The organism is Dyadobacter sp. CY347, from assembly GCF_021502655.1.
Lineage (GTDB): Bacteria > Bacteroidota > Bacteroidia > Cytophagales > Spirosomataceae > Dyadobacter.
Window position 1 is genome coordinate 106,636 of sequence record NZ_JAKFFT010000008.1, and the last position, 23,083, is coordinate 129,718.

General features: G+C 43.9%; 9 protein-coding genes and 1 tRNA gene. 5 read left to right on the plus strand and 5 right to left on the minus strand.

Annotation, left to right across the window (positions count from 1 at the left end; genetic code table 11):
- Positions 1 to 10: 10 nt before the first annotated feature.
- From L0659_RS18825 to L0659_RS18845, 5 genes are all read left to right on the plus strand, one after another.
- Positions 11 to 1,240 carry a primase-helicase family protein gene (locus tag L0659_RS18825; RefSeq protein WP_235128148.1) on the plus strand — a complete coding sequence of 410 codons (1,230 nt, stop codon included), beginning with the start codon at positions 11 to 13 and terminating at the stop codon, positions 1,238 to 1,240.
- 241 nt (positions 1,241 to 1,481) lie between these two features.
- Positions 1,482 to 2,426: a toprim domain-containing protein gene (locus tag L0659_RS18830; RefSeq protein ID WP_235128150.1), complete on the plus strand. Its 945-nt coding sequence runs from the start codon at positions 1,482 to 1,484 to the stop codon at positions 2,424 to 2,426.
- Positions 2,427 to 2,548: 122 nt separating this feature from the next.
- Complete coding sequence (locus L0659_RS18835) at positions 2,549 to 2,926, plus strand: plasmid mobilization protein (protein WP_235128151.1); 378 nt, start codon at positions 2,549 to 2,551, stop codon at positions 2,924 to 2,926.
- On the plus strand, positions 2,889 to 3,851 hold the full coding sequence (locus L0659_RS18840; protein WP_235128152.1) for a relaxase/mobilization nuclease domain-containing protein: 963 nt from the start codon (positions 2,889 to 2,891) through the stop codon (positions 3,849 to 3,851). The genes L0659_RS18835 and L0659_RS18840 overlap by 38 nt, the downstream gene beginning before the upstream one ends.
- Positions 3,848 to 4,432: a hypothetical protein gene (locus L0659_RS18845; protein WP_235128153.1), complete on the plus strand. Its 585-nt coding sequence runs from the start codon at positions 3,848 to 3,850 to the stop codon at positions 4,430 to 4,432. Before L0659_RS18840 ends, L0659_RS18845 begins: the two co-directional genes overlap by 4 nt.
- A gap of 320 nt (positions 4,433 to 4,752) precedes the next feature.
- Here the strand turns inward: L0659_RS18845 and L0659_RS18850 are convergent, their stop codons facing one another.
- From L0659_RS18850 to L0659_RS18870, 5 genes are all read right to left on the minus strand, one after another.
- A complete protein-coding gene (locus L0659_RS18850; protein ID WP_235128154.1) occupies positions 4,753 to 13,158 on the minus strand; it encodes a neuraminidase-like domain-containing protein in 8,406 nt (2,801 codons plus the stop codon).
- 20 nt (positions 13,159 to 13,178) lie between these two features.
- A complete protein-coding gene (locus L0659_RS18855) occupies positions 13,179 to 13,685 on the minus strand; it encodes a hypothetical protein (RefSeq protein ID WP_235128155.1) in 507 nt (168 codons plus the stop codon).
- 32 nt (positions 13,686 to 13,717) lie between these two features.
- Positions 13,718 to 14,242 carry a hypothetical protein gene (locus L0659_RS18860; RefSeq protein WP_235128156.1) on the minus strand — a complete coding sequence of 175 codons (525 nt, stop codon included), beginning with the start codon at positions 14,240 to 14,242 and terminating at the stop codon, positions 13,718 to 13,720.
- Positions 14,243 to 14,806: 564 nt separating this feature from the next.
- The gene (locus L0659_RS18865) at positions 14,807 to 22,105 is read right to left on the minus strand and encodes a SpvB/TcaC N-terminal domain-containing protein (protein WP_235128157.1); all 7,299 of its coding nucleotides are present in this window, start codon (positions 22,103 to 22,105) and stop codon (positions 14,807 to 14,809) included.
- An 852-nt stretch (positions 22,106 to 22,957) separates the two neighbouring features.
- Positions 22,958 to 23,031, minus strand: a tRNA-Asn gene (locus L0659_RS18870).
- Positions 23,032 to 23,083: the final 52 nt, after the last annotated feature.

Genomic DNA, 23,083 nt, shown 5'->3' on the forward strand with positions numbered 1-23,083 from the left:
GGTTTATTTGATGATGTCCGCCAACAATTATCCGTTGAACCTGCCAGGCAGCTACATACGGGTGCAGACCGGCTATTACAAAAAGTGTATGCAGCCCACGGTCAGCAAGGAATTTATGGAGATGTGGATTCCATGGTCAGCCGAAATGCTCAGGCAAGACCTGGAACCCAGCCAGATTAAGAAGATTAGAAAGTTTGATGGTTTTTGCTGCGTGCCGGACCATCTGGATTACAAAGAGATTGTCGGAAACTTTTACAATCTCTATCACCGGTTGGAAGCGGGGCCCGAGCCAGGTGACCCTTCTGTTACGCTAGGGTTTATACGGCACATTTTCGGGGAGCAGTTTGAGCTCGGCTTGGACTATCTGAGCCTTCTTTACCAAAGGCCGACTCAAAAGCTTCCGGTGCTTTGCCTGGTCTCCAAAGAACGCAAAACCGGAAAGACCACTTTTCTAAACTTTCTGAAAATGATCTTTGGAAAGAACATGACCTTTAACGGCAACAGTGATTTCCGCTCGCAGTTCAATTCCGATTGGATGAACACCTTGATAATTGCTGTCGATGAAGTGCTGCTTGACCGAAGGGAGGATTCAGAAAAGATCAAGAACCTGAGCACGGCCCGCAATTCCAAGGTAGAAGCTAAAGGCAAGGACCGAAAGGAAACCGAGTTTTTTGGCAAGTTTGTCCTATGCTCCAACAATGAAGAGAACTTCATTGTCATTGACCCGGCCGAAACCCGGTATTGGGTACGGAAAGTGCCGGTGCTGCCCTCGGAAAATATCCATCTGCTGGATTTGATGGCTAGCGAGCTTCCAGCATTTTTGAATCACCTGCTTTCCCGGAATCTCTCAGTCCCCATACCTCAAACCAGAATGTGGTTTTCGGAAAGGCAAATTCGGACGGAAGCTTTGATGAGTGTCATCCGAAATAACCGCAACCGGCTGGAAACGGAAATGCTGTTTATCCTTCGAGAGATTTTTGAGAACACGGGCATCAGCAAGCTTGAATTCACCAATAAGGACATGCTCGAACTGTTGAAGCGGAATATGCCAAGGTTGACGCGCCAGCAGGTTTCCAATGTGCTGCAAAATGATTGGGGGTTGAAGCCCGTAGCCAACAGTTTAAACTACCAGACCTATTTGTACAACAGCTGCAATGACCTTACTGCCGTGCATTCAACGGGCAGGTATTACAGTGTTTCTATGGACTGGATTAGCCAAAAGTTTGATGAGGGGCCATAAAATGCTACTTAACCAACTAAATGTCAACACGTAACATGCTCATCAAAGTATCTTACTTTATGATGAGGTATGATGAGCACGATGACAAAACTCATCATGGTAAATATGCTTGATGAGGCTTTGATGAGCCCTTAACTTATGTCATTACCAATTATTTATCTCTATTTCTCATCCTCTCATCACAAAAACGGCTTCTACCAGCCTGCTTAAAACAGGTGGTTGCTAATCAAAAAATAAAACAATGAATATCAAGCAATTAAACCAGCTACCAATCACTGATTTTCTGAGTAAAATCGGTATCCAGCCCAGCTATAAAAGAGGCGAAAGTCAATGGTACGTGTCGCCTATCCGAGAGCCCGAGCATTCCCCGTCGTTTAAAGTGAACACGGCCATTAACAGATGGTATGACTACGCGCTCATGCAGGGCGGGAAATTATTTGACCTGGCCGAAAGGCTCTATCCAAATCAGGATGCAAGTAACCTGGTAGAAAAATTGAATAGTCTTTTTCTATTTGAACAGCAAAGCCCGACCTCTTCATTGACGGCTCAACCTATATGGCAAAGCGTTATTGAGAAACGGGTTAATGCTCCTGCTATTACTGTCAACGAGATTAAACCCTTGGGAAATAATCCGGCGATAACCAGCTATCTGGAAAGCCGGGGTATTCCGCTCGACATTGCAAGGCCTTATTGCAAGGAAGTGTATTACCAGCTGGAAGAGAGACAATACTTCGCCGCTGGATTTGAAAATCGGTCTGGTGGCTATGAGCTGAGAAATGCCTACTTCAAAGGCGCATCCTCACCCAAGGATATTACGCATATTGAGAACCGAGGCAAGTCAATTTGTGTAGTTGAAGGCTTCATGGATTTTCTATCGCTGCTCACTTTGCGAAAAAATTTGCATCCAATTCAGAGTGACTTTCTGATCCTGAATTCGGTAAGTCTGACTGAAAGGAGTCTGGACGTTTTGAAAGATTACCAGAATGTTTTCCTGTATCTGGATCATGACAATGCAGGCAAAAAGACGCAAGAAAAATACCAATTAGCCGGACTTAATACGGTTGATGCTTCCGGGATCTACAAGCAATACAAAGATGTCAATGACTATCTAATGGCTCAGAAATCAAGCCAAAAAGAGATGAAAAAGCAGCAGACTTTCAAAAAGTCTAGCGGGTTGAATTTGTAAGTGTCTTCAGAGAGCAAGTTTGTGTTTTCGCTTCGCAAAAACCCGTCCCGCTCCCGCGGGACTGAAACTTGCCTTTTTCTCCCGGTGGTCGCAAAAGGTTTAAAACGAAAATGGAATGTGAGATGGAAAGGACAGAAATCAAAGGCCGAAAGCCCTATAACCCCAAAGGCGGCAGGCCACTAAAAAAAGTAAAAAGGCAGAGCCAACTCATGGTCAGGCTGACAGAAACCGAGCGTTTTTTGATCGAAGAAAAAGCCAAGGATGCCGGGATGAAACCAAGCGCCTGGTTCAGGTTGGCTGCCAAGAAAGCAAAAGTTTTGGCCAGGTTAAAACCTGATGACCTCAAACATTTAAGGACGATGACAGGCATGGCCAACAACCTGAATCAGCTGACGCACCTTGCCCATAAGGAAGGATTAACATTCATCCGGCAATCCTGCAAAGAACTGCTTTTGCAAATCGATGGAATCCTTAAAAAGCTTGGCGGCGATGATCGGTAAGGTGACGATTGGCAGCAGCTTCGGCGGTGTGATCCGCTATGCGATGGAAAAGCAGGAAGCGAGCCTGTTGCTAGCCGAAGGCGTGAGAACAGATCAAGTGCGCTCCATGATCGATGATTTTAATATGCAAAGGAAATTAAACCCTGACTTGACAAAGGCAGTCGGGCATATCTCGCTGAGTTGGAGCAAGGAAGACGCAGCCCGGCTTTCGCCTGAGATTATGAAGCAACGTGCATTAGACTATATGGAAAAGATGAAGATCACCGGTACCCAGTTTATCCTGGTCGAGCACCGGGATAAAAATCATCCACATCTGCATCTAATCTACAACCGGGTTAACAACGAAGGCAAGACTATCTCAGACCGGTTTCAGAAAGACAGGAACCACAAGGTCTGCAAAGAGATCACGCTCAAACACGGATTCCATTTGGGCAGGGGAAAACAGCTCGTCAACCGGCAGCAGCTTAAAGGTGCAGACAAAATCAGATATGAATTGCATGATGCAATCAAAGTAGCAAGCGCAACCGCTGCAAGCTGGAATGAGTTGACTACGAAGCTTGGAAGGCATGGCATAGAAACAATCTTCAAGTATAACTCTGGGACTAGTGAGATTCAGGGTGTCAGCTTCAGCAAAAGTGGTCTGCAATTCAAAGGGTCTAAGATCGACCGAAGCGTGAGCTTTGGCAAACTGGATGCTTTGATCCAGCAAAATCAGAAACTGGCGATGGTGCAGCAGTTTCGAAAGCGGCCAGAATATGTACCCAACCGCCCAGAAGAAAGATTTCGGCCCGCAACTTACTCACAGCAAACTACGGACGACATAATACTTGATGACTTGCTCCGACCTGTCCAGCAATATGACCAACAGATTACAAATCCATTAAAAAAGAAGAAACGTAAAAAATACTTAGGACAAAGCTTATGAAAAAGATAGAAGAACAACTCGAATCGATTGAAGAAGTGCTTTCACTTGTGATAAGGAAAAACGCATCTATTGAGAACCTTATCCAAACGGCGACTGAATCTCAAAACAAGACATTTGCCGATACGCTGATTGAGCTAAAAAGGGATTTAAAACAGCATTTGTCAAGTCAACATTTAGAGACTTACCTTTCGGAGATAAAGCAAGCTTTAGTAACTGTCCCCAAAACATCAGAAGTCCAGCACCACCATCACTTAGACCTTCGCTCGAGAGGCTTTATTATCTCAGCAGCGATGCTTCTGATCACAACGGCCATAAGCATCGCCGTTGCCATCAGCAGTCACACTGAAAGCAGCCGTTTGCAGGAAAGCGATCTCAAATTCCGGATTGCAAGGCAGCTCAGTCCAGCCCTTACAGCAAAAGCTGATAGTATGTACTACAAAGATCCTGACCGGGCGGAATTTGAAACCCAGAAGCGTGAGGCGCATGAGCTAACGGTAAAAGAGGCAGAAGCAATGTTAAAGCAGCGACAAGCCGAAGCTAGGAAAGCGCAAGACCGGCTGAAACAGCTTAAAACCGAATGAATGTTAAGACACATCAATAAAAATGTGAAGTACTGTGAGACTGTGGCAAATCTTCCATTTATTCGGTACATCAAATTCGAACCCCAGAGTATTAAAATATGGTGATATTTCTTTAAAGTCGAGCTGGGAACCCAAAGTATTAATCATTGGTATAAAGTTATTTACTATATTACAACTACAAAATGTCCAGGTTTATCCATATCCCAAATTCCTTCTTCAAGTGGGTTCAGTAAAGGTAAACCTACTCACTTATAGCTAGATTTGCCTTTTAGTTTCCGGTCTGAAACTACGAAGAATACAAGTTTTGTCAACCGACTTTATCAGCTAACCTTATAACTGAACTTAAGAATCAAATCATCGTATGATACATTCGCTTCGTTCGAATTGTTTACCGATATCTTGGTTCCATCCTTGGCGGGGAAATCAAGGCTGTTCATTTCAATTGAAAAGCCCTCAGTCGCATCCAAGGGTTCTGTAACATTCGTGGTTGAATAGGCCTCAATTGTTTTTGTAACTTTAATACTTTTCTTTCTGGAAATGAAGGGAAAGTCTTTCGCGCCCAGCATAAAACTTGTTTTTGCCGAACTCTGTAGCTCAAACCAGGCATTCGGAAAGTCATTTTTTAAACTAATAACCTTGTCGAAAAGTTGTAGGGGTTCTTGTTGAGTAGTAAAAAGTCTAGAATTTAAATGTTTGTAAACCTGATCTTTAAGTATATCCCCACCATCCCTGGAGGTATATCTTAAATGTATGATCACATCGGAAATCGTTTGAAAATCAAAGCTTGAAAAATCTATCACTTTATTTCCATCTTTGGATTTGCCACTCAACTCCAGCTGCCAATCACTTTCTGCACCTGCGTATTCAAATGGCAGATATCTCTCATCTCTGAAATTCAGCTCAAACATACCGCTATCATTTTGTGCATTACTGGTCGCAATTGCTTTGCAGGAAATATTGTTCGTATTGAAGCGGTTGTCATTACTTCCTACTTTCTCATATGCACCGCCAGTTATGGAGGGATTTATCCTAACCGTATTACTGAGCAAACGAAGGGTCGCGTTTACAGAGGTATATGGACCTGCAATACACGGGATTGAAATGCTTACTGCCTTAATCCTTCGGAAATAATGTCCAGGGAAATCCAGATCGAAAAGCGTCTCATTCAGTTTGAAGTCGCATTTGCCCTCAACTTTGAGTTGCTGTAAAGCCCACGGATCAATCAATGCCAGAGAAATATGTTTTGTAAGTTCGAATTCGCGAACATTTTCATTCATATAAGCATCTTCCAATCTCCTAAGGTCAAACTGAAGCCTTTCACCGCTCAACAGCCCCTGTTTCAAATTGTCCCAATAGCCAAATCTGATGTATTCAGTATTTTGGACACCTAGCTCATGGCGCATGCACATCTCAGCTCTTCTTGCCATCTTGTAGGCCAGCTGGTAGCATTGGTTGTAAAGGCTGGTTAATTCCTTAATTATCCATTTGTAGAGTTCTGTGTTGCTAAATTTACTACGCATGTACGCATCAACCTCCCTCGACTGTTCCCTTTGAAGGTTATGGTTTTCCAGGTCTTGTTCTGCAATAGCCACTCTGATTTCAGCTGCTATTACCTGCTTTTCGATTTGTCTCAATTCCAATTCGGCTGTTCTAGCCTGAAAATCCCAATCTTCCTTGCGACGTTTGTAACCTGCTAGTGTGTTGGAAATCAAACCTGCGGCATTGTTTAAAAAACTTATGGCCGATAGGGTGTCTGCAGCGGCATCAGCGCCAGCTCCTAAGTTACTGCCTCCAGAAGTGATGCCAATTGTAAATCCCGAACCCATTTTAATGTCAGGGATTATATTAATAGTTGCGGCAAGTGCTTTCGCCTCAGCTGACGCCGCCTGAAAACCTAGTCCCAAATACGAAGATTGAAAGTACAAGGCTTCCCAAATACTCATAAATTCCCTCGAAGAGTAGTAGCTATATCTTTCTTCCACTACCACCCTTGATCTTTCCAAACCGTTCAGATTTTCCTTGGCCTCGTCCCGCTGGCGCTCTTTGATCAGCTTCACGGCATCCAACATACTTAGTTCATGTGTTGACCGAAGAAGAGACAACCCCTCTGCATCCTTCTTTTCGATAGCAGCAAGCATCATGCTTCCAAGATTTTTGACGTCGTTACAAAATTCATTGGCTTTCTGAAGTACAATCTGAAAACGATAGTACGGTAGAGAGACACTCTCATCAAGCATCTGACTTAGAGATATACCAGCTTCCGCAGCTCTTACGAGCATAGCAGGATCAATAGGTGGTTCGAACAAGGCCAAACTTCTTACAGTGCCGGCTATATTCATGCAATTGCGGATTTTGAACAAGCGATCCCCCACAGTGTCCCAATATTTTAAAATCTCCTTGTTGGAAGGTAGACAAAAATACGGGACAGGTACAGGTACTTGATTTTCCGTGCCGCCGCTTCCGTAGGGAATCAAAACCTCTATATCAGCATTGCTGAAGTCATTCAGACTCTCAGCTATGTCATTGAATGTCCTAGAAGGGGTTTTCACCGGAGAAGGGATTACCTGAGGCCGATCTCCAAGGATTTCTTCCGCTAACACATAGAGTAATGTAGCTTCATTGATGCTCTCAATGGTATCCCTTGCAAAAAGCTGGTCACCCCATTTAATCAGGTTGTCAAGATATAGCAACACGGTTTTACGCATGTAGGCCGAAATGCGTAATCGGGCAACTGCATGCGGGTTAAATGGATGTTCTTCCCAATAGTCCAATTGGGCGGACAGGTTCGCCGCTTGGGCTTCGTCTTGCAGAAGATCCGTCAGGCTTAGCGGGCTATCTGCCCAATCACGGAAGGGTCTCATTATCCAAAAACGCTTAAGACCATCCGAGACATTACCTGCCTGGGTTGGATCAAAAATGAAATGCAGCCACTTGCGCGCCTGATCGAACTTTTGGTTAACCATTAGCTGCGAGGCAATGGTAATTGGTATATGGTAAAAAACCTCCCAGTTGTAAAGTGAGTACGAACCTCTGGCATCAAATTCCAGCTCTCCTATTTTTGGATAAGGCTTTAAAACACTCAGAGAAGGCTTGTATTTGTCCTTGAAAATATCCTCGGAACTCACATTTTCCTTTTGCGGCTGATAAAGAGAATCAACTCCTTTAGTATTAATCGTTTTGATGAAGCTGCAGACCGATGAATGAAAGTGATTTGAAAATTTGTATTTGGTTGTAGTAAAAAAAACTCCGAATCTCTTTTCCGAGGTGTCTCCATTTTGGACGGAGGTGTTGAGTGGCACGCCTGCTCTTAAAAGTAACTCCCTTTCCGACGAATCTCCACGTTGAACGGGCGTGTCAAACAGAACCGCTGCTGTCGTATCACGACGCGGCAGAGTAGAGAGGATGTCTGGAATGACGAGTGTGCTTTTTTGACCTTTTGCAAAAAATAAAATCTCCGAGCCTCCTAAAAAAAATATGGGTAAAGCGCTCTTATCAAGATCATGTCTTACGGTTGATATATAATTTGAATTTTCAACCTCTTTTAAAATAGTGAATTGTGTAGGGCCGAGGTTAGAATATTTAGGTGAAAAAAAGCTGTGTGTGGAATACAAGGTTAATCCCAAGCGATCTTCAAAATCTAATTTATTATTCCTGTTGTTATGACTACAAAAATAATCAGGATTCAAATTGTTAATCAGGCGATCTGTATTGCAAGAAGTAAAGTAAAAAGAATTTGGGGATGTCGATTTTGTTAATATGTATTCACTCGCATATTCTCCTGAAACTCCGCCGCCGTTCTTCAGGTAAGTGCCAATTCTTAATTCCTCTTGTTTAAAGCTACTCGAGAGCGAATATCTGTCAATAGGCAAAAGTGCTCCGCCGCTGATTTTCATCACCTGTTTCGACATCTTCTTCCCACTCCAACCTCCATTTCGGTACTCCGTCCAGGCCAGTTTCATATCGTAATACTTTACCGGTTCAGCAGAACTCAAAGACAAGTTTGCTTCACTTACGTTTTCTTGATCCTTGTTTGACAAACTCCCAGTAATTGATGAATTGGCTGAACTTTGCTCCTGCTTCTCAGTAAATTGTCCCCAAAAGAGTATGAGCCGACCATTCCATACAACTGGGAGCAGGTGGTCGCCCTCAACATCCACTTCTATCTTCTCCCATGCGCTCCACATATCCTTATGCTGGTATCGATAGTAATACTGGTGTGGAATGCTTGCTGTACGCCCAATAACATGCAACTTTCCGCTGTCTTTATCATCAAAAAGCCCCATGATTTCCAGCTTGGAAACCGTGTCCAGCTTTCGAAGGTAAGTTATCAGTGCCTCTGTGGCGGTTTCATCGGTTACCTCGTTTTGCTTAAGCTCCGATTCCAAGTCATCGAAAAACGGGCTTTTGTCATCCCGGAGTTCAGGTTCGACCCAGTTTTCGGGGTACAGGAAAATTTTACGGTTGGCTTCCCAAATCCTATACATTTTTCGCCAGGAGTTCCACTGCTTAGCGAAGTCATCGTCCACTGTCACACCTGGTTCCAGACCCATCAGGCACCTGTTGATAAAAAGCTGGACACTGCTGATGGCCTGTTTGATGCGTGATGTTTCCATACAGGCATCCATCTCGGTGTCGATCAGCAAATACTTGTAAATGTCGTTTTTTAATTGCCAACCATTATTAGGACTTGCAATCAACCAAGCTGTTAAGGCATCACGTCGCTTTTCGCGCAATGTGTCACTTACCAATGCTATTTCCTCTAGCCAGGCATCAGGAGGGTATTTTGACTTTAAAAAGTTGAATACAACTGTTCCCGGGCTACCCTCGGCTGGATCCAGGCCTATACCCAACAGGGCTTTAAGTTGCGTTTCTGAGGCTGCCAGTTTATCCAGTTGAGCGCAGGTATTGATCAGCAAAACCAAAGTTTCTTGTTTAGGGTAAGCGGCTGGAAACTTCAGATTGATCAGCACCTTAACGTCGATCTGGTCAGATTCACTACATAGAATTTTAAGATTGTTCTCTGATATTCCGTACAATCCAACCAACAAATCGTAGAACTTCGGTTTTGAGATATTTGAATCAAACAATAAATCGAAAATCGTAGTCCAATTGTCCTTATCCTCAGGAGTTTTGAACTGATTAAGTTTGGATAGATAGAAAAGTAAATGAAAGATTTCGTAGAGAAGAGTATTTGTCGCTTGAATTGAATTACTAAAAAGAAATTCGATTCCCAATTCGCTCCGTTTCGTAAAAAGCCAATTGACTACAACGGGATTAAACCCTAGTCTTCCCAAAATCGACGGGAGGAAATCTTCGTTTTCAACGGGATAGCTTCGGAATTCTTTCACAATTTTTGTCAGGAGTTTGATCCGCTGCAAAACCACATCCCAATTTTGGTCTTCAATAATGCTGTTCAAAAACTTTTCGGCCAGTTTCATTACAAGAATCCTATCGTGTGTTCCTTTGGGAAGAGTAGCATTTGAAAACCATATTCCTTTTTTTGGCAAATCCTTCCTAAACTTTTTAAAGGCCTTTTTTATCTGTTCCTTTTTCTTTTCAATTATTACTTCTGGAACTGGCATTTCAGCATCCGTTAAAGACTCCAATTGAATCTTAAGTTTGCTCAATTTAGAGACTGTGCTTTCCAAATATGCTACCAACGTCACAGATATTTCAGAGGATAATATTTCACTATCCTTTTTCTTTAATTGGTCGGCCAATTCTGTTGGTTTTATCTGCAAGGTTGCGAGTTTTGCCGCGGTTTCAATTACCTTTACAATCCCGTCAAAATCTAAAAAAAGTTGAAATGGCCCTATCTGCTGTCCGGTTAATTCCAACAGTTTTTTTAATTGAGAAACATCGAGTCCCAATTTTTTTGCCAGCATGACATACCGAAAGTAAAAACCCAAAATTTCCATCGGCTGACTGGTGCCTTGCAGAAACCCAAGAATATCCAGTTCAGCGACTGTTGTACCCATGGATCCGGCAATCACAGGTTTTTTGGCTTCCATACTTCCCTCTTTCAAACCTGGCATTCCCTTTTGTTCAAATAACTGGTAATACAGCGATTGGTTTTGCTTTTCGCCTTCTTTGGCATAGGTGATATAGTTGAAATTGTCCAAAGGTGCCGTAAAAGCAAGTGCTTCTGCAAAGTTGAATTTGAGTAAGTTTCCAAGTTGATCCAACTCAAACAAACGTACTAGTACTTCATTGTCAACTGCCGACTTAGCCCACGCCATTAGCGCCCGATCCAGATCAAAGATATTCCGGCCGGTGGCCTTCGAAAGGCGTAAAAACGTAACCGCTTTGCTAAGCCATTCTGCTGAGATACCACTTACTTCCAGTGCGTCCAGATTACAGATTTCTTTTTCAGTAGCGGGTAAGGTTATCGTGATAGTCCGGCTGCCTCCATTAGGAGGATTTAGATAGTAACTTTGCAAAAGGTTTTGAAGCTCGAAGTACTCCAGGTTCATGAGCCTTAGCACCGACCTAACCTTGTTATCTGCCGGAGGTTGCACACCGGGAGAAGCTATGATCGTATCCCAAACGGCATTCGAAATACCAAACCATGCTTTTGCAAGTTTCAACCTCGAAAAATCGTCCGTGGAATTAGCACCGTTGCCAAAAGGAAAACCTTTGAGCCTGGATAATGATAGTAGTAAATCGTAACCTTTCCACCCAGCTTTTTCGCTGTAAAGACGGATCTGTTCGAATTCATCGTCGTAGGGAAGCTGAATGGTGAAATGCATGGCAGGTTCCAGGGCCTTCATCTTTTTATAGGCCTCAGGATCGGAATGCTCCGGCCAGGCTTTCAGCTCATTTGCCTGCCATGTAGTTTGGCAGGATTTCGATGGATCCGAGCCACTAATGACCTGCTTTTCCAATAGTTCATTTACCAGATCAATATAGGGAAGTGCCGTATTGGTATTTTCGCAGGTAAGTTTAATGTCACCTAAGTCAGCCCTACGAGTGTCGGTAAGGCTATTATACGCTAGATTTTCTCTTTTTAAAAAGGCCAGCACATCAACAAAATAGGCCGCAGGACTATATAAGCTTTGGCAATCTTGGCAACTGCACAAATCACCATCGTCAAACAGATTGCTATACCCAGGCTGTTGGTTCGCAGCATTACCTGAAGCACTAGCATCAACCGATGCATTGATAACCGCCAGGTTCAGATTGTTTGTAGTTCGGTCGGCGACGAGCATCGCCATAGACCGGTTGTATACCGATAATGCTTTCTCGTAAGCTTGCCCAGCTTTCTGTTCACCTCCCAACGCAATGGTAAATTCGGTTTTGAAGGAATTTTTACTTCGGGTATTAACCACCTTTGCCGCACTATGGAGATTTTTAGCGTGTAGCGCATTGATAGCGGAATAATCATTCCCGACCAGCTTCTGTAGCCGATTGATCGTCTTTAACGAATCCTTTATTTTGGTTGGGTCAGCGATACCCCGAAAGTCTGACCGCTCCAGGTCGTTCAAAAAATTGGCTGACGTGAAGCTAAAGTTGGGATTGCGATCAATAAATTTTACAAGAACTTCCCTATTCAATGTCGAGCTGGTATCCGCCTCCAATCTCCCACGAAAAAAAGCCGTTGGAAAAGCTTCTTTAAACTGCGTTTCAAGCAGTGCAGCATAGTTGCGCGTTTTTTCTTCGGGAGTTTCTCCATTTACGTCTAATGGAAAGTCAACTACTCGGCTTTCTTTAATGTCCTCCTCCCAATCAGGGGCGGACTTATAAGCGAATGTTCTTAAGTCAGATCCATTTTCCTGCTCAGACAGACGTTTGAAGATCAGGTTTGTCATTTCGGTCTGCCCACCCAAAAGTTGATTCAACTCAAACAGTTTCCGGGTCTTCTCTGCTAATCTACCGGTTCTGAAACTTGGTTTTCGGGAAAGAATTCGCCAGAAGTTTTCAGGATCGTCTTCAATTTTTTGTTCATTCTCAAAAAGTGTTTTGACCAGCTTGGCCTGCTGTCTGGAGTCGAGAGTTAATCCCGCTATCTGCCTGAACTTCACGGCGCGGGCACCCATGCCATTGACGACCTCTTCATTAGAATTACTGTTGATTTTTTTAACTATCGAAGGAATTTGCTTTCTTAGTGCCAGTGATACAATGTTCCTTACGATGGCCGCTTCGAGCGTAGTTTTGACCAGCTCTGTCTTAATGGCGAACAAAGCGGTGAGGTCTTTGGGGAAGCCACCCATCATCAAGGCAAAATAGGCCCGAACATCCACAGGAGATTTCAGTTCAAAACGATAGGCTGCGGCCAGGCAAAGTATGCTGTTTTCACTTTCCCCGGTTTCACCGGCCAGAAAGGAAAAGTCATTTTTAGTTTCTGACAAATCAGCGAAAGTGAGGCCGCTATCTTTTACAATGGGTGCAAGCAGAGCAACCAGACGATCAAATTCGTTGATGGCCAAAATAGCCTTGCCACCGAGGCGATAATCAATAACTGTTTCCTCGATTATATTAAAATAAATAGGACTTTCCTCTGTCGCTTGCCCGCGTTTGGAAATACTTAGCCTGACATCGGGGGATTTGTATTCTTTGGCATCAGCCTCTTCAAAGGAAATTTTATATGCCCCGATGCTGTCGGTTACTGCCGATCCCACTCGGACACTTTTCCGAAGTCCCAGTTCAAAGACTTCCACAAGGGCATCTGAAAGTGGTGTAGAGTCCACATCGTAGATAGTCCCGCTAATGGTGTAGTTTGTTGGCATGAGATGGTAAGGTTTTTAGTTTAATTATAACTTTTCAGTATGACGTGTAGCGACAGAGTCAAAAACACCAATGCGTAACCACACGCCAACCAAACTAAGCGCTGGGCAAAAGGAGGTAACCCTTCCTCTTCATCTTTTCCGTACAACAGAGCCCAAATTCCCTTGCGGTGAGTATTTGAATCGCTCTGCCTACCAATTACCTCACCTAATCCGGCAATTTTGTCGCTCAAACGGTTTGTTTTTTTCCAACCACTACGAACATGTTTGCCATACTCACTAACCATGAGGCAGGTATAAATGCTCAATAGGAAGCCCACCAGTAGCATGACAAACACCAGGGTGTTTTCTCGGCCCTCTCCCTTATCTGTGTAATAGCTGACAATAAATGCCAGCAACCCGCTCATTAAACCGTACAACCACGATGCAATCGTCCATAACTTATCTTTGATTTTTTCAGTGTCTTCATTGAAATGCTTCCAGAGTTCGACGTAGTCTTTGTCTGAGAGGGTATATTTATTTTCGGGCATTTTTTATCATATTAACGGTGAAGATTTCATTTTCACCACTTTTTCTGTGGTGAAAATGAAATCTTCACCACTTTTTCTGTGGTGTGAATCTCATCTATTTTCTCATATTTGAATGTAATCCGGACTACAATGAACTCCATATTTTCCGGAACAGCTGTGAAATAATTGAAAGTTTGAGATATGCCGGGGCGAACGAAATAGTATCCAAATTTTTCAGGTACTATATTTACTGACGGAAGAATTTTTATTGGAAATTTCACACGGCCGGCATGGGGGCTGGATATATTCAAATCCGCATCCTTTTCCAAGCCAAGAATCCTGACCCTTATCTCTCTAAAACGATGTTCTATAAGCCCCTTGTTATTTATCCGGATTGAAAATACAGTCATGAAATTTAAATTTTGAGGACCGTAAACCATGGCATCAAAATCAAATTCAATTCTGGGACTTGTCGGTTTTTCCCTTAAAAATCGATAGTAAGTCCAGGCAGCACCAATTATGATTGCTGCGAATTGAAGGATGCTTAGCAGGAGTTCTATTTGGTCTTCGGTTGTCATTGGCACAAAAGGATGTGTTTTTAAGGTTACTTCTCATACCGTTACAGACGGTAAATTATCTGAAATCGTAGTTTTGAAAACTACGATTAACTGTGTATGCAGCTTTGATTTCTTGTAGACTAGGGTTCATTGGTTTTATTTTTATATGTTCGTATTCTATCTATTTCAGGAGAATTAATGACCGGACCTAATATGTGTATTTTCAACTAAGCTTTACCCGTCGTAAATGCCGATGTGGTAACCGGAACTATGCAATCAAATTCAATTGCAGGATCTGTCTTTTTATCTCAAAAAAACCAATAGTACGTCCACGCAGGACGATTGAGGTTCTCTGGAAGCCGAAAGACGCTTAGCGTGAGTTCCATTTGGTTCTTGGTTATCATTGGGTATAAAAGGAATGTTTTATAAGGTTACTTTTCATACCGTCATAACCGATAAATTATCCAAAATCCTAATTTTGGCAACTACGATCAAAGGGACTTTATTCAACATCTTATAAACCTCGCTGCGTTGAATCTTTAATAGACCTCTAAACCATTTGGAGGTTGTTGAGTTGTTTAGTGGTTATTTTGACAAAAACTTCTTGAATATGGCTATCGCCTGATCGTTTTGCTTTTTTGTTAGAGTAACAACGGTCGTAGTTTTCGTTACCTTCAAGGTTCGAGAAATTAATTTGCTCACGATGTCCGTTTTGGAAGCTACTTCGAATACTTCAACCAACCCGTCCAATGATGTTACTGTAACATCTGGTATTCTTCTTGAATTAATTACGCCGTCTGTTGCCTTTCGATATCCTAAATTCAATGCAACTCTCTTTACATCAGGTTGCTTCGACATTTCCGTCGCAATTTTTTCGCTTACCTCCGCATGGCCTGGCGTTCTAGTTTTTTGTGCATTGCCTAGAATTGGAGCGGATTGTTCCCTTACATTAACAATATGATTACGAGACTCTTTGGCACTTACTTCGACACCGGAAGCTCCTCTAGTGAATTTTGCCCCTCTCAATTCCCAAGCTGCGGGTACAACATCAATTAGCAAATCAACAAAAGCGTGGCCTCTACTTGTCTCATCTCCTACAACGTCTTTACCAGTTACTAATCTGGCAGCTGGATCAAGAACGGGGATTAGTCCTGCACCGAATTTTGAACCAGATTCACTCTTTTTTGATGGATTTCTTTCTTTAGGGGTTAATCTTAAAGAAGCCGCTCGAAGTGCACCACCAATTAGACCTCCGGGCCCACCCTCTGGCATTTTTATATCAAAGGTGTTAGTTGAAAAATGAGGATATGCTCGTCCACCAACCATAAATTCCCAAAGTGATTTGGTATTATAATCGACTTGCTCCGAATTATATCTCCAAAATAATTCAGACAACTCGGCACTACTAGGTTGCTTACCCAAGTAGTCTACCCAGTTGCTAGGCCTCCCCTCACAATACGCATACAAATTCACCCCTCCCTCAACGCTAATTGGATCCGCACTAGCCCACCTCCCAAGCCATGGCAAATAATACCTGGCTGTATGGTAAGCCAGTCCACTTTCCTCATCCCGCTCCATGCCTGTGTACCGGTATCGTTTGGCGGTAGCTTTTATTGTCTGGTTTCTTGCATAGTAGGATGTGGTGCCATACGGATGGTATTCTTCATAAGAAATCACGGCAGCGTTTTCATTGCATTCCAGTGTAGCCGAGCCGAGATGGTTAGCATATTGATAACGTTGCAGCACCCCCTCCCAGCCACCCCCTTCCGAAGAGGAGCGTAATACATCTTCAACAATCAATACCCGTTGGTCATCGGCAAAAAGGTGGTGGGTTTCTGTTTCTTCGATTATCTCATTTGCCAGGCCGTATCTGCGGTACAACTCGTATCCTCCCAGGTATATCCGTTCACTATAACCACCGATGTTTTGCCGTTTGATGTATTTTCGTGTTCGTTGTTTGCTGCTGTCATAGTGATAAAAGGCATCTCCTCCTCCACCCAGATCAATATGAGAGATCATGTCGCGATGATCCCATCGAGTAGCATAGCCGTTTCCCGCCGCGTTCAGCATATTGCCGTGGCTATCGTATGGGTAGCGGTCACTGAGCGTAACGCTCCCGCTAACCTGTTCATCCACATAATGGTCATAAACAGAATCCCCCCCTACTTGGGTAGCCAGCAAGCGGTTGCTCCTCATGGAATATTGGTAGTGCCGCGTCCATCTTTCTGACATGTTTTCGGTTCCTGCGCGGTGCCTCATGCGCAGGATATTGCCCGCAGCATCGTAGGTGTAGGTTTGGATGTAGTTCCGTAACGCCTGGTCGGAAATAGGGAAATTCACTTGCATCGGAGGTGGGTCAAAAGCTATCGGGGCCTGATTTCCTATATTTTCCCTGCCTCTTGCCTCCACCAGTCGGTATAAAGCATCATAAGTGTATTCGTTTAGGGGGTCTATTTGGGCGTTATTAAAAAACACTTTTTCTTGTGCCCAGTCTTCCATCTGCGTGATGTTTCCCACTGGGTCATACGTGTAGGTAAGATCTTGCAATCCGGGTGTGTAAAGTCTAGTCAGCCGGAATGTTAGCGGGTCATAGGTATGCCGCGTGGTAGTTCCGTTGCCATAGTCGATCTGCGTGCGCTGGCCTTTGGAATCGTATGCAATGCCCGTAATCGCGTCAATCAGTTCCCCGCTCACGGTGAGTGATTCACTTTGCAATACCCCTCGCGCATTATAAACCGGCTTGTAAATGCCAGGAGGTTGGGTATAACCTTCACGATGGAAATTCTCTATTTCGACCATCCGGTTCAGGGCATCTACTTTGGTGGTTTGCACAAAAACATCAACCATCAATGTAGTCCCCGGAACTGCCCAGTTCTGTACTTCCAACGTGGCATTAGCGGCAAGCTGGCGACGGGTTATGAGAGAATTGCCCTTAAAATCATACTGTGGGGTTTCCGTTTTCCCGGATTCGTCATAAACCTCTACCACTTGTCCCCGCAGGTTATTTTCCAAAGCATTGGGCAATCCCTCCCCGTAAGCAATCCGGGCGATGGAGTAGGTTGCATTGTCCTTTAATAATTTCGTCTCTAAGGGGCGGTGAAGTCTTTTGATTTCGTATTTGTATTGAAATTCATGATCTCTGGAATCCCAAGCCCGCAAGGGTTTACCCATTGCATCGTTCAGTTGCCAGCGTTCGCCGGCATCCATGCTGGTCTGATAACACACATAACCTAGCATGTCGTATTTCCAGGCCATTACCTTATTTCCTCGAGGATCAGTGATACTTAGGATATTTCCCTCAATGTCGTATTCAGACTGGGTTTTATAGAGTTCAGTAACCCAACTGTTGTCATTCGGGTTTGGGGTAGCATTGTGTGCCACAGACAGGAATGGACGCCCAAGGCTATCCAGGTAAACAGTGGAAGGGGTGTTGGCATGTTTGAAGGCTTTTTGCGCGGCCAACTGTTCCACAGGTCCCATTTGACCATCCTTCCGGTTTAAATACCATTGACATTCTGCTTCCCCAACAGTATCATTTTGATCATAAACCGCTTGTTTCCATGCGTCAAATTCCCTTCGGGTCAGGGTGCCGTCAGGCATGTGTGTGCGAATATTGCGCCCCAATGCATCATAAAAAAGCAAAGGGGTTACTCCAATGGCCACAAGTTCATCCTCCCGGGTGTAAATGGGTTCGGAATCGAAAAAGGGCTCATACTGCTTCACGGGATTGCCTTTATTATTCAATATGGTGCGTCCGTTACCTATCCATCGGATGGGTGCGTTCTGTTGGGTTGGCTTTCCATTGACGTCCAGTACGAGTTTACCTTCCGCATTTCTTATTGGTGCCAGCCCGCCTTCGGCCTTTGCTTTTGTCAATACCTCATTGCCCGAGCCGTCGGAATAAGCAAAGCTTTCCAGGAATTTACGACTTTCGGCATTTGCAACATCATCGTAAAAATAGGTTTCGAACGCCCGAGTATATACATAATTGGGGCTTTCATTGATTTCGTACTGCTTGTCGTAATACTGAATCGCAACCGAAGGTCGGTCGCTGGGATCTGCTTCCAGGCTATCGATCACCATGAAATCCCCGGCTGCTTCATTGCTTTTCCCCATCACAAAAGAGGCTGTCACCCGTCCGGCCGCATCTGCACGAACACCCGAACGATTGTAGTTGGGGTCTCTTACAAAGGTTGGAGCTAAAAGGCGGTAATTAAATTGTTCAATGACCGTTTGATTCCCGACACCGTCGGTAATAGTCTTTACAAATAAGTTCCTCTTGTCATAACACAGACAGGTTGCCGAACCGAAGCTATCTACAAAGAGGTTTGGCTGGAAGAAGTTCTGTCTGGCAAATGCCAGATCCATGGCTGGAGATACGTCAGGATCGTTATTTTCACACAGATCGGCCTGGTACCAAGCCCTTCCTGAACTTATCCAATATTGATCATCCAACTTTGTATGTCGCCCGGTCTCCAATATTGCGCTATCCACCTTATTGCCATACAGCATGTCGAGCAAACTATCTGTAAATGCCAAGGCATAACTTTCTCCTGGCAAGGCTCTGCTTTGCAGTTCACCTAATGGAAGCAGTCCTGAAAGGTCATTGGCCAGAAATAAGCTGCGTGTGTGTTCAATCAAACGCTTTTCATTAGTCTGTGCTGTATTTTCGTAACCGGCAACGGCTGCGTTCTGAAATGAGTCTAGTAATGCGGTGGGGTTAAAAAAAACGGAATCTGGTGCAGCTAATTTCAATTCCCAGGCCTTCACTTCCCAAGGCAACCGCAATCTGTAATTCGGTTTGTCTATATCATCATTGGTAAAACTGTTTTCGGTAACGATGATGTGCTTTTCTGCTTGTTTTTCCTGGTCCCGATTTTCCAGGTCCGCATCAGCGATCTTCCTTCCGTAAACGATACTGGCAGCTTTCAACACATTACCGAGCTCATCAATTTCCAGGTTAATGGATTGTGTCACCCGCGGATCGGCAGGATTTCTCTCCAATTGATAAGTAACCGTTTCTCTATTGATTGGAAAAAAGACCGCATACTGATTTTCAGATTGCGGTTGCAGCATTTGCACATCATAGTTCATCTGTGCAATAGTATAGGGGATCGCCTTTTCTAAATCTGTTCCCTCGTCGCTGTATACTTCCTGTCTCAGCGGCAAACCCTTTAAAGCGCGGTAGCATTCTTCCTTTTCATCAAGGCTCATCGTCGATGGCAAAGGGGCCTCGGACAGAAGGGAGCCGGTCTGATAATATTCAGTAGCAAGCGGATGATTATCCAGTATTTTGGCAACCGCTATGCCATACCCTTTGTTGAACCAGGCGCCCGTATGGAACCAGGATTTGGTAATGACCGCGGCTTGGTAAAACTCCTTCTCTCCTGCATGCACCGGGCTTTGCTCCGCGAAAACACTGTAATCTTCGAATGATTCGGTATCTGTTTGTTCTGTATAGGCAAATCCCCTGAATTCGCGTTCCTGTGCATCGTAGAAACCGTGTCGGTAGCGGTAAGCGTTGGTAAACCGGGTTTGAGAAACGGAATCTTCAACCACCACTTTTGAAAGTACATGTACCGGAAAGGGTAATTTGGTAGCCCAGGGTTTGCCCTCCTTTTTATCCTGCAAATAAAAGAAAGTAGAAGGCTTGTAGGTAAAAGAAACCTTTTTTCCCTGATTGTTCTGGTATCCGGTCATCAAATGCGGCTTCTCCGATCGCATAAAATCGATGTAGCGGAGTGGGCTTTGGCTATGCCCAGGCAATGCCGACGACCACACGAGGCTGGCCGTACCAGTGCCCAGCAAGTCCAGCACCGAAATACGGCTGAAATTATCGATCTGTGGAAACGGATTGAAAAATTCGAATACCTCCGACAAACTGTTACCGCTTTGATTGAAGTAAACCTGGATTTTCTGGTTTCCGATGTAGATCAGGTCGGTGGTACCGCTACCGTCTATATCGGCAAAATGAAGAAATGCAGGATTGAAGAGGTCAGGGTGGTCGAATGCGCTCAGGCCACCAAGTATAATTTTCTTTCCAAAGCGCCCGTAACCCAGATTTGGAAAATAACAAACCTCAGAATTAGTAATCCGGACAATATCCCCCAATCCGCCCCCCGACATATCGGCAATGCCGATCATTAGTTTTTCGTCGGGATTGGAAAAGAGTATGCGTGGGCTGTCTTCCTCATAGTCCCAGGGAACTGAGACGCGTTGTCCGAAGCCTGCCTTACCTTTAGAGGGATACCAACGCACAACAGCATCCTCGGTAATCATAATATCGGCCTGACCGTCGCCGTCAAGGTCCAGCATTATAAGGTTTGGATCAGAAAAGTCTATATTTGGATAGGCTTCAAAAGGCCGAAATGGCTGCCATTCTTCACTAACCGGGCTAAGTTCAAAGTATCCTGGAAGGGCATTGTCGATCGATACCAGGTATTTCTTTCCGTCTGCTTCCAGATCCTGTAACTGCCATCCGTTTGCAACCGCCATAGCCGGCTTCGGCGCAATGGATCTTACTGGGCCAAACTGGCCATCGCCTAAATTTTCTTTATAAAACCATCCCGTCGCCTGTTCTGTCAAAATTCCGGATACTCCTTCGGAATAGAGATCGGTGAACTGATATAATTGGTTGTCCAACCCTGCTGGCAAATTCGCCAAACTATCTGGTGAAATCTCCTTAACGGTACGGCCATATGTATTACTATCCAACTCCCAGTAAGTGAAACTGATCGGCGAAGCTTCATGAAGAGTTCGAACCGTCCCATCATCATTCCAAATGAAGCTATCCTGCCGTATTTGAGCCAGATAGGCGAGGTGCGGCTTTTCATTGTAGTCCAGATTCCACGAACGCACCAGATAATCTTCCAAACCCAATTCTTGAAAGTGATGAAACATCAAAACGCGTCGGCAAAGCCGATGCGTACGAATTTCGAAGCCGGCTCGAAAATCCGAGAATGAGTCAAGCCGCGATTTCCAACCACTTACTTCATCAATTGTTGGCCTTTCCTGTTCATGTTCACCATAATCCAGCACGATGTCAAACATGAATTCATTCGGGATTTGGTCTGGTGCCTCCCGACAAAAAGGGGTGACATTTCCGTAGCTTACCCTTTTTAGATAAATATTAGTGTAAACACGATTGTTCTCCCAAATGCGTTTGCCAACCTGCTGATCGTCTTCCTTTTTATAACGATATTGTATAAAATTTCCTTTGTCGTCGTAGGAATACTCGAGATGCCACCTGAAAACCTTCTTTGTATCCTTTGGGTCTGAAAGTTGGCATTGATCTGATTTTCCGAAAACCGAAACTACATTATTGCGGTCGGTAACTTCCCAATAGTTGGTTCCATCTGTTTTTTGAATGAAAATTATTCTGGCGAAGCCGCCTTCGATGCGTGGTCGGAACCAGGTTAGAGTTCTATCACCGACAACTTTCTTTTTCTCCTCCCATTTACCTTCTATTTTTTCCAGACATGGAACAAGATCCTCTGCACCAGAAAAAACAAAGATATCTTCGTCATTGTACAGTGGTAGCTTTTTTTCGGTCCTGCGCTGGATCATCAGTGCGCCCATTCCCCATCCAAGGCCGAATGGGCTGTTGCCAGCTCCTGAGTTGTAGCTTAAACCTAATTGGGGCTCAAAGCCCCGGGCAGGTGATGCGGGGAACGAAAAACTAAGAGATCCTGTGCCGTTGGAGGAGTTGACTTCAAACTTTTCATCAATACTTTTAATTGCCCCACCACCTTTGGGAAGCGAAATGGACGGGGTTTCTATTCTGTTTAATTTACTTTTCGCCAGGTTCTCGTTGGTGCCGATGTTAGCGTATACCGCTTTTTCATTCGATGACCTTCCAACATTATTTTGAGGCGAGTTATCCATCGAGCTTTAACTTCAGGTTGTAGTTTGCCTGATTTTAAATATAAATTATTCTGGCATGAAGGCCCTGATAAATTTATTATGTGGTAATTGATAAGGAACATTATGAGGGTGCACCAATTCTCAATGTGAGTATTGATGTAGTCTAGAGTTATTGAATAATAGAAAAATCGGTGCTTTTTCCGTACCCTCATGCGGCTCCATTTTTTATCCCCTCTGGTTCTTCAAATAGCCATTTCTTGCATTTTTGAATTACAGATTAGAGTGGTACAGTAAAACAAATTATTGATATTGTGAACTGGCAGGTTAAACTGTATATTCAATGGTGAATGGATGCTTAGAGTTTCGAAGACCGAACAGAATGAGCCAAGTCCATTATGAGCTTTCGTGACGAAAACGTACCATCCTGTTTGCGAACAGCGAACGACGAATAAATAACTAGACACTACTTCTTTTATTTCGAGTAGCAATCGCAGATGATTCTCGCTGGTGGTAAGACTAACCACACCATCTGACGGCTTTGTCCTACAACATTAACTTCTCTTATGGTATACTCCAAATATACAAGCATCATGGATGGTCGTGCATGCTTGTGACCTGTGGGGTGTAGCGCGGAACAGAATTTAGCTGGTTGTCTAATCACATTGCGACTATGAAGATTCTGATTGATTCAAATGTAGTGTCCGCAAGAAGCCTGGAAAGATCCATAAAATGAGGTATTGCAACTTGAACAAGAGAGGTAACTTAAATTGTGATACTTTGTCTCCAAATCCATATCTCTCAACTATTGCAACTTTTATTGCAACTAAAGAAAAAAGCACCTAGCAAATTAATGCTAAGTGCTTCATTTTCAGGCTCCCGAAGTTGGGCTCGAACCAACGACCCTCTGATTAACAGTCAGATGCTCTAACCGGCTGAGCTATTCAGGAATTTCAAATCCGATTATCTATCTGAATTCTGGTGCAAATCTAAGAATTTGAA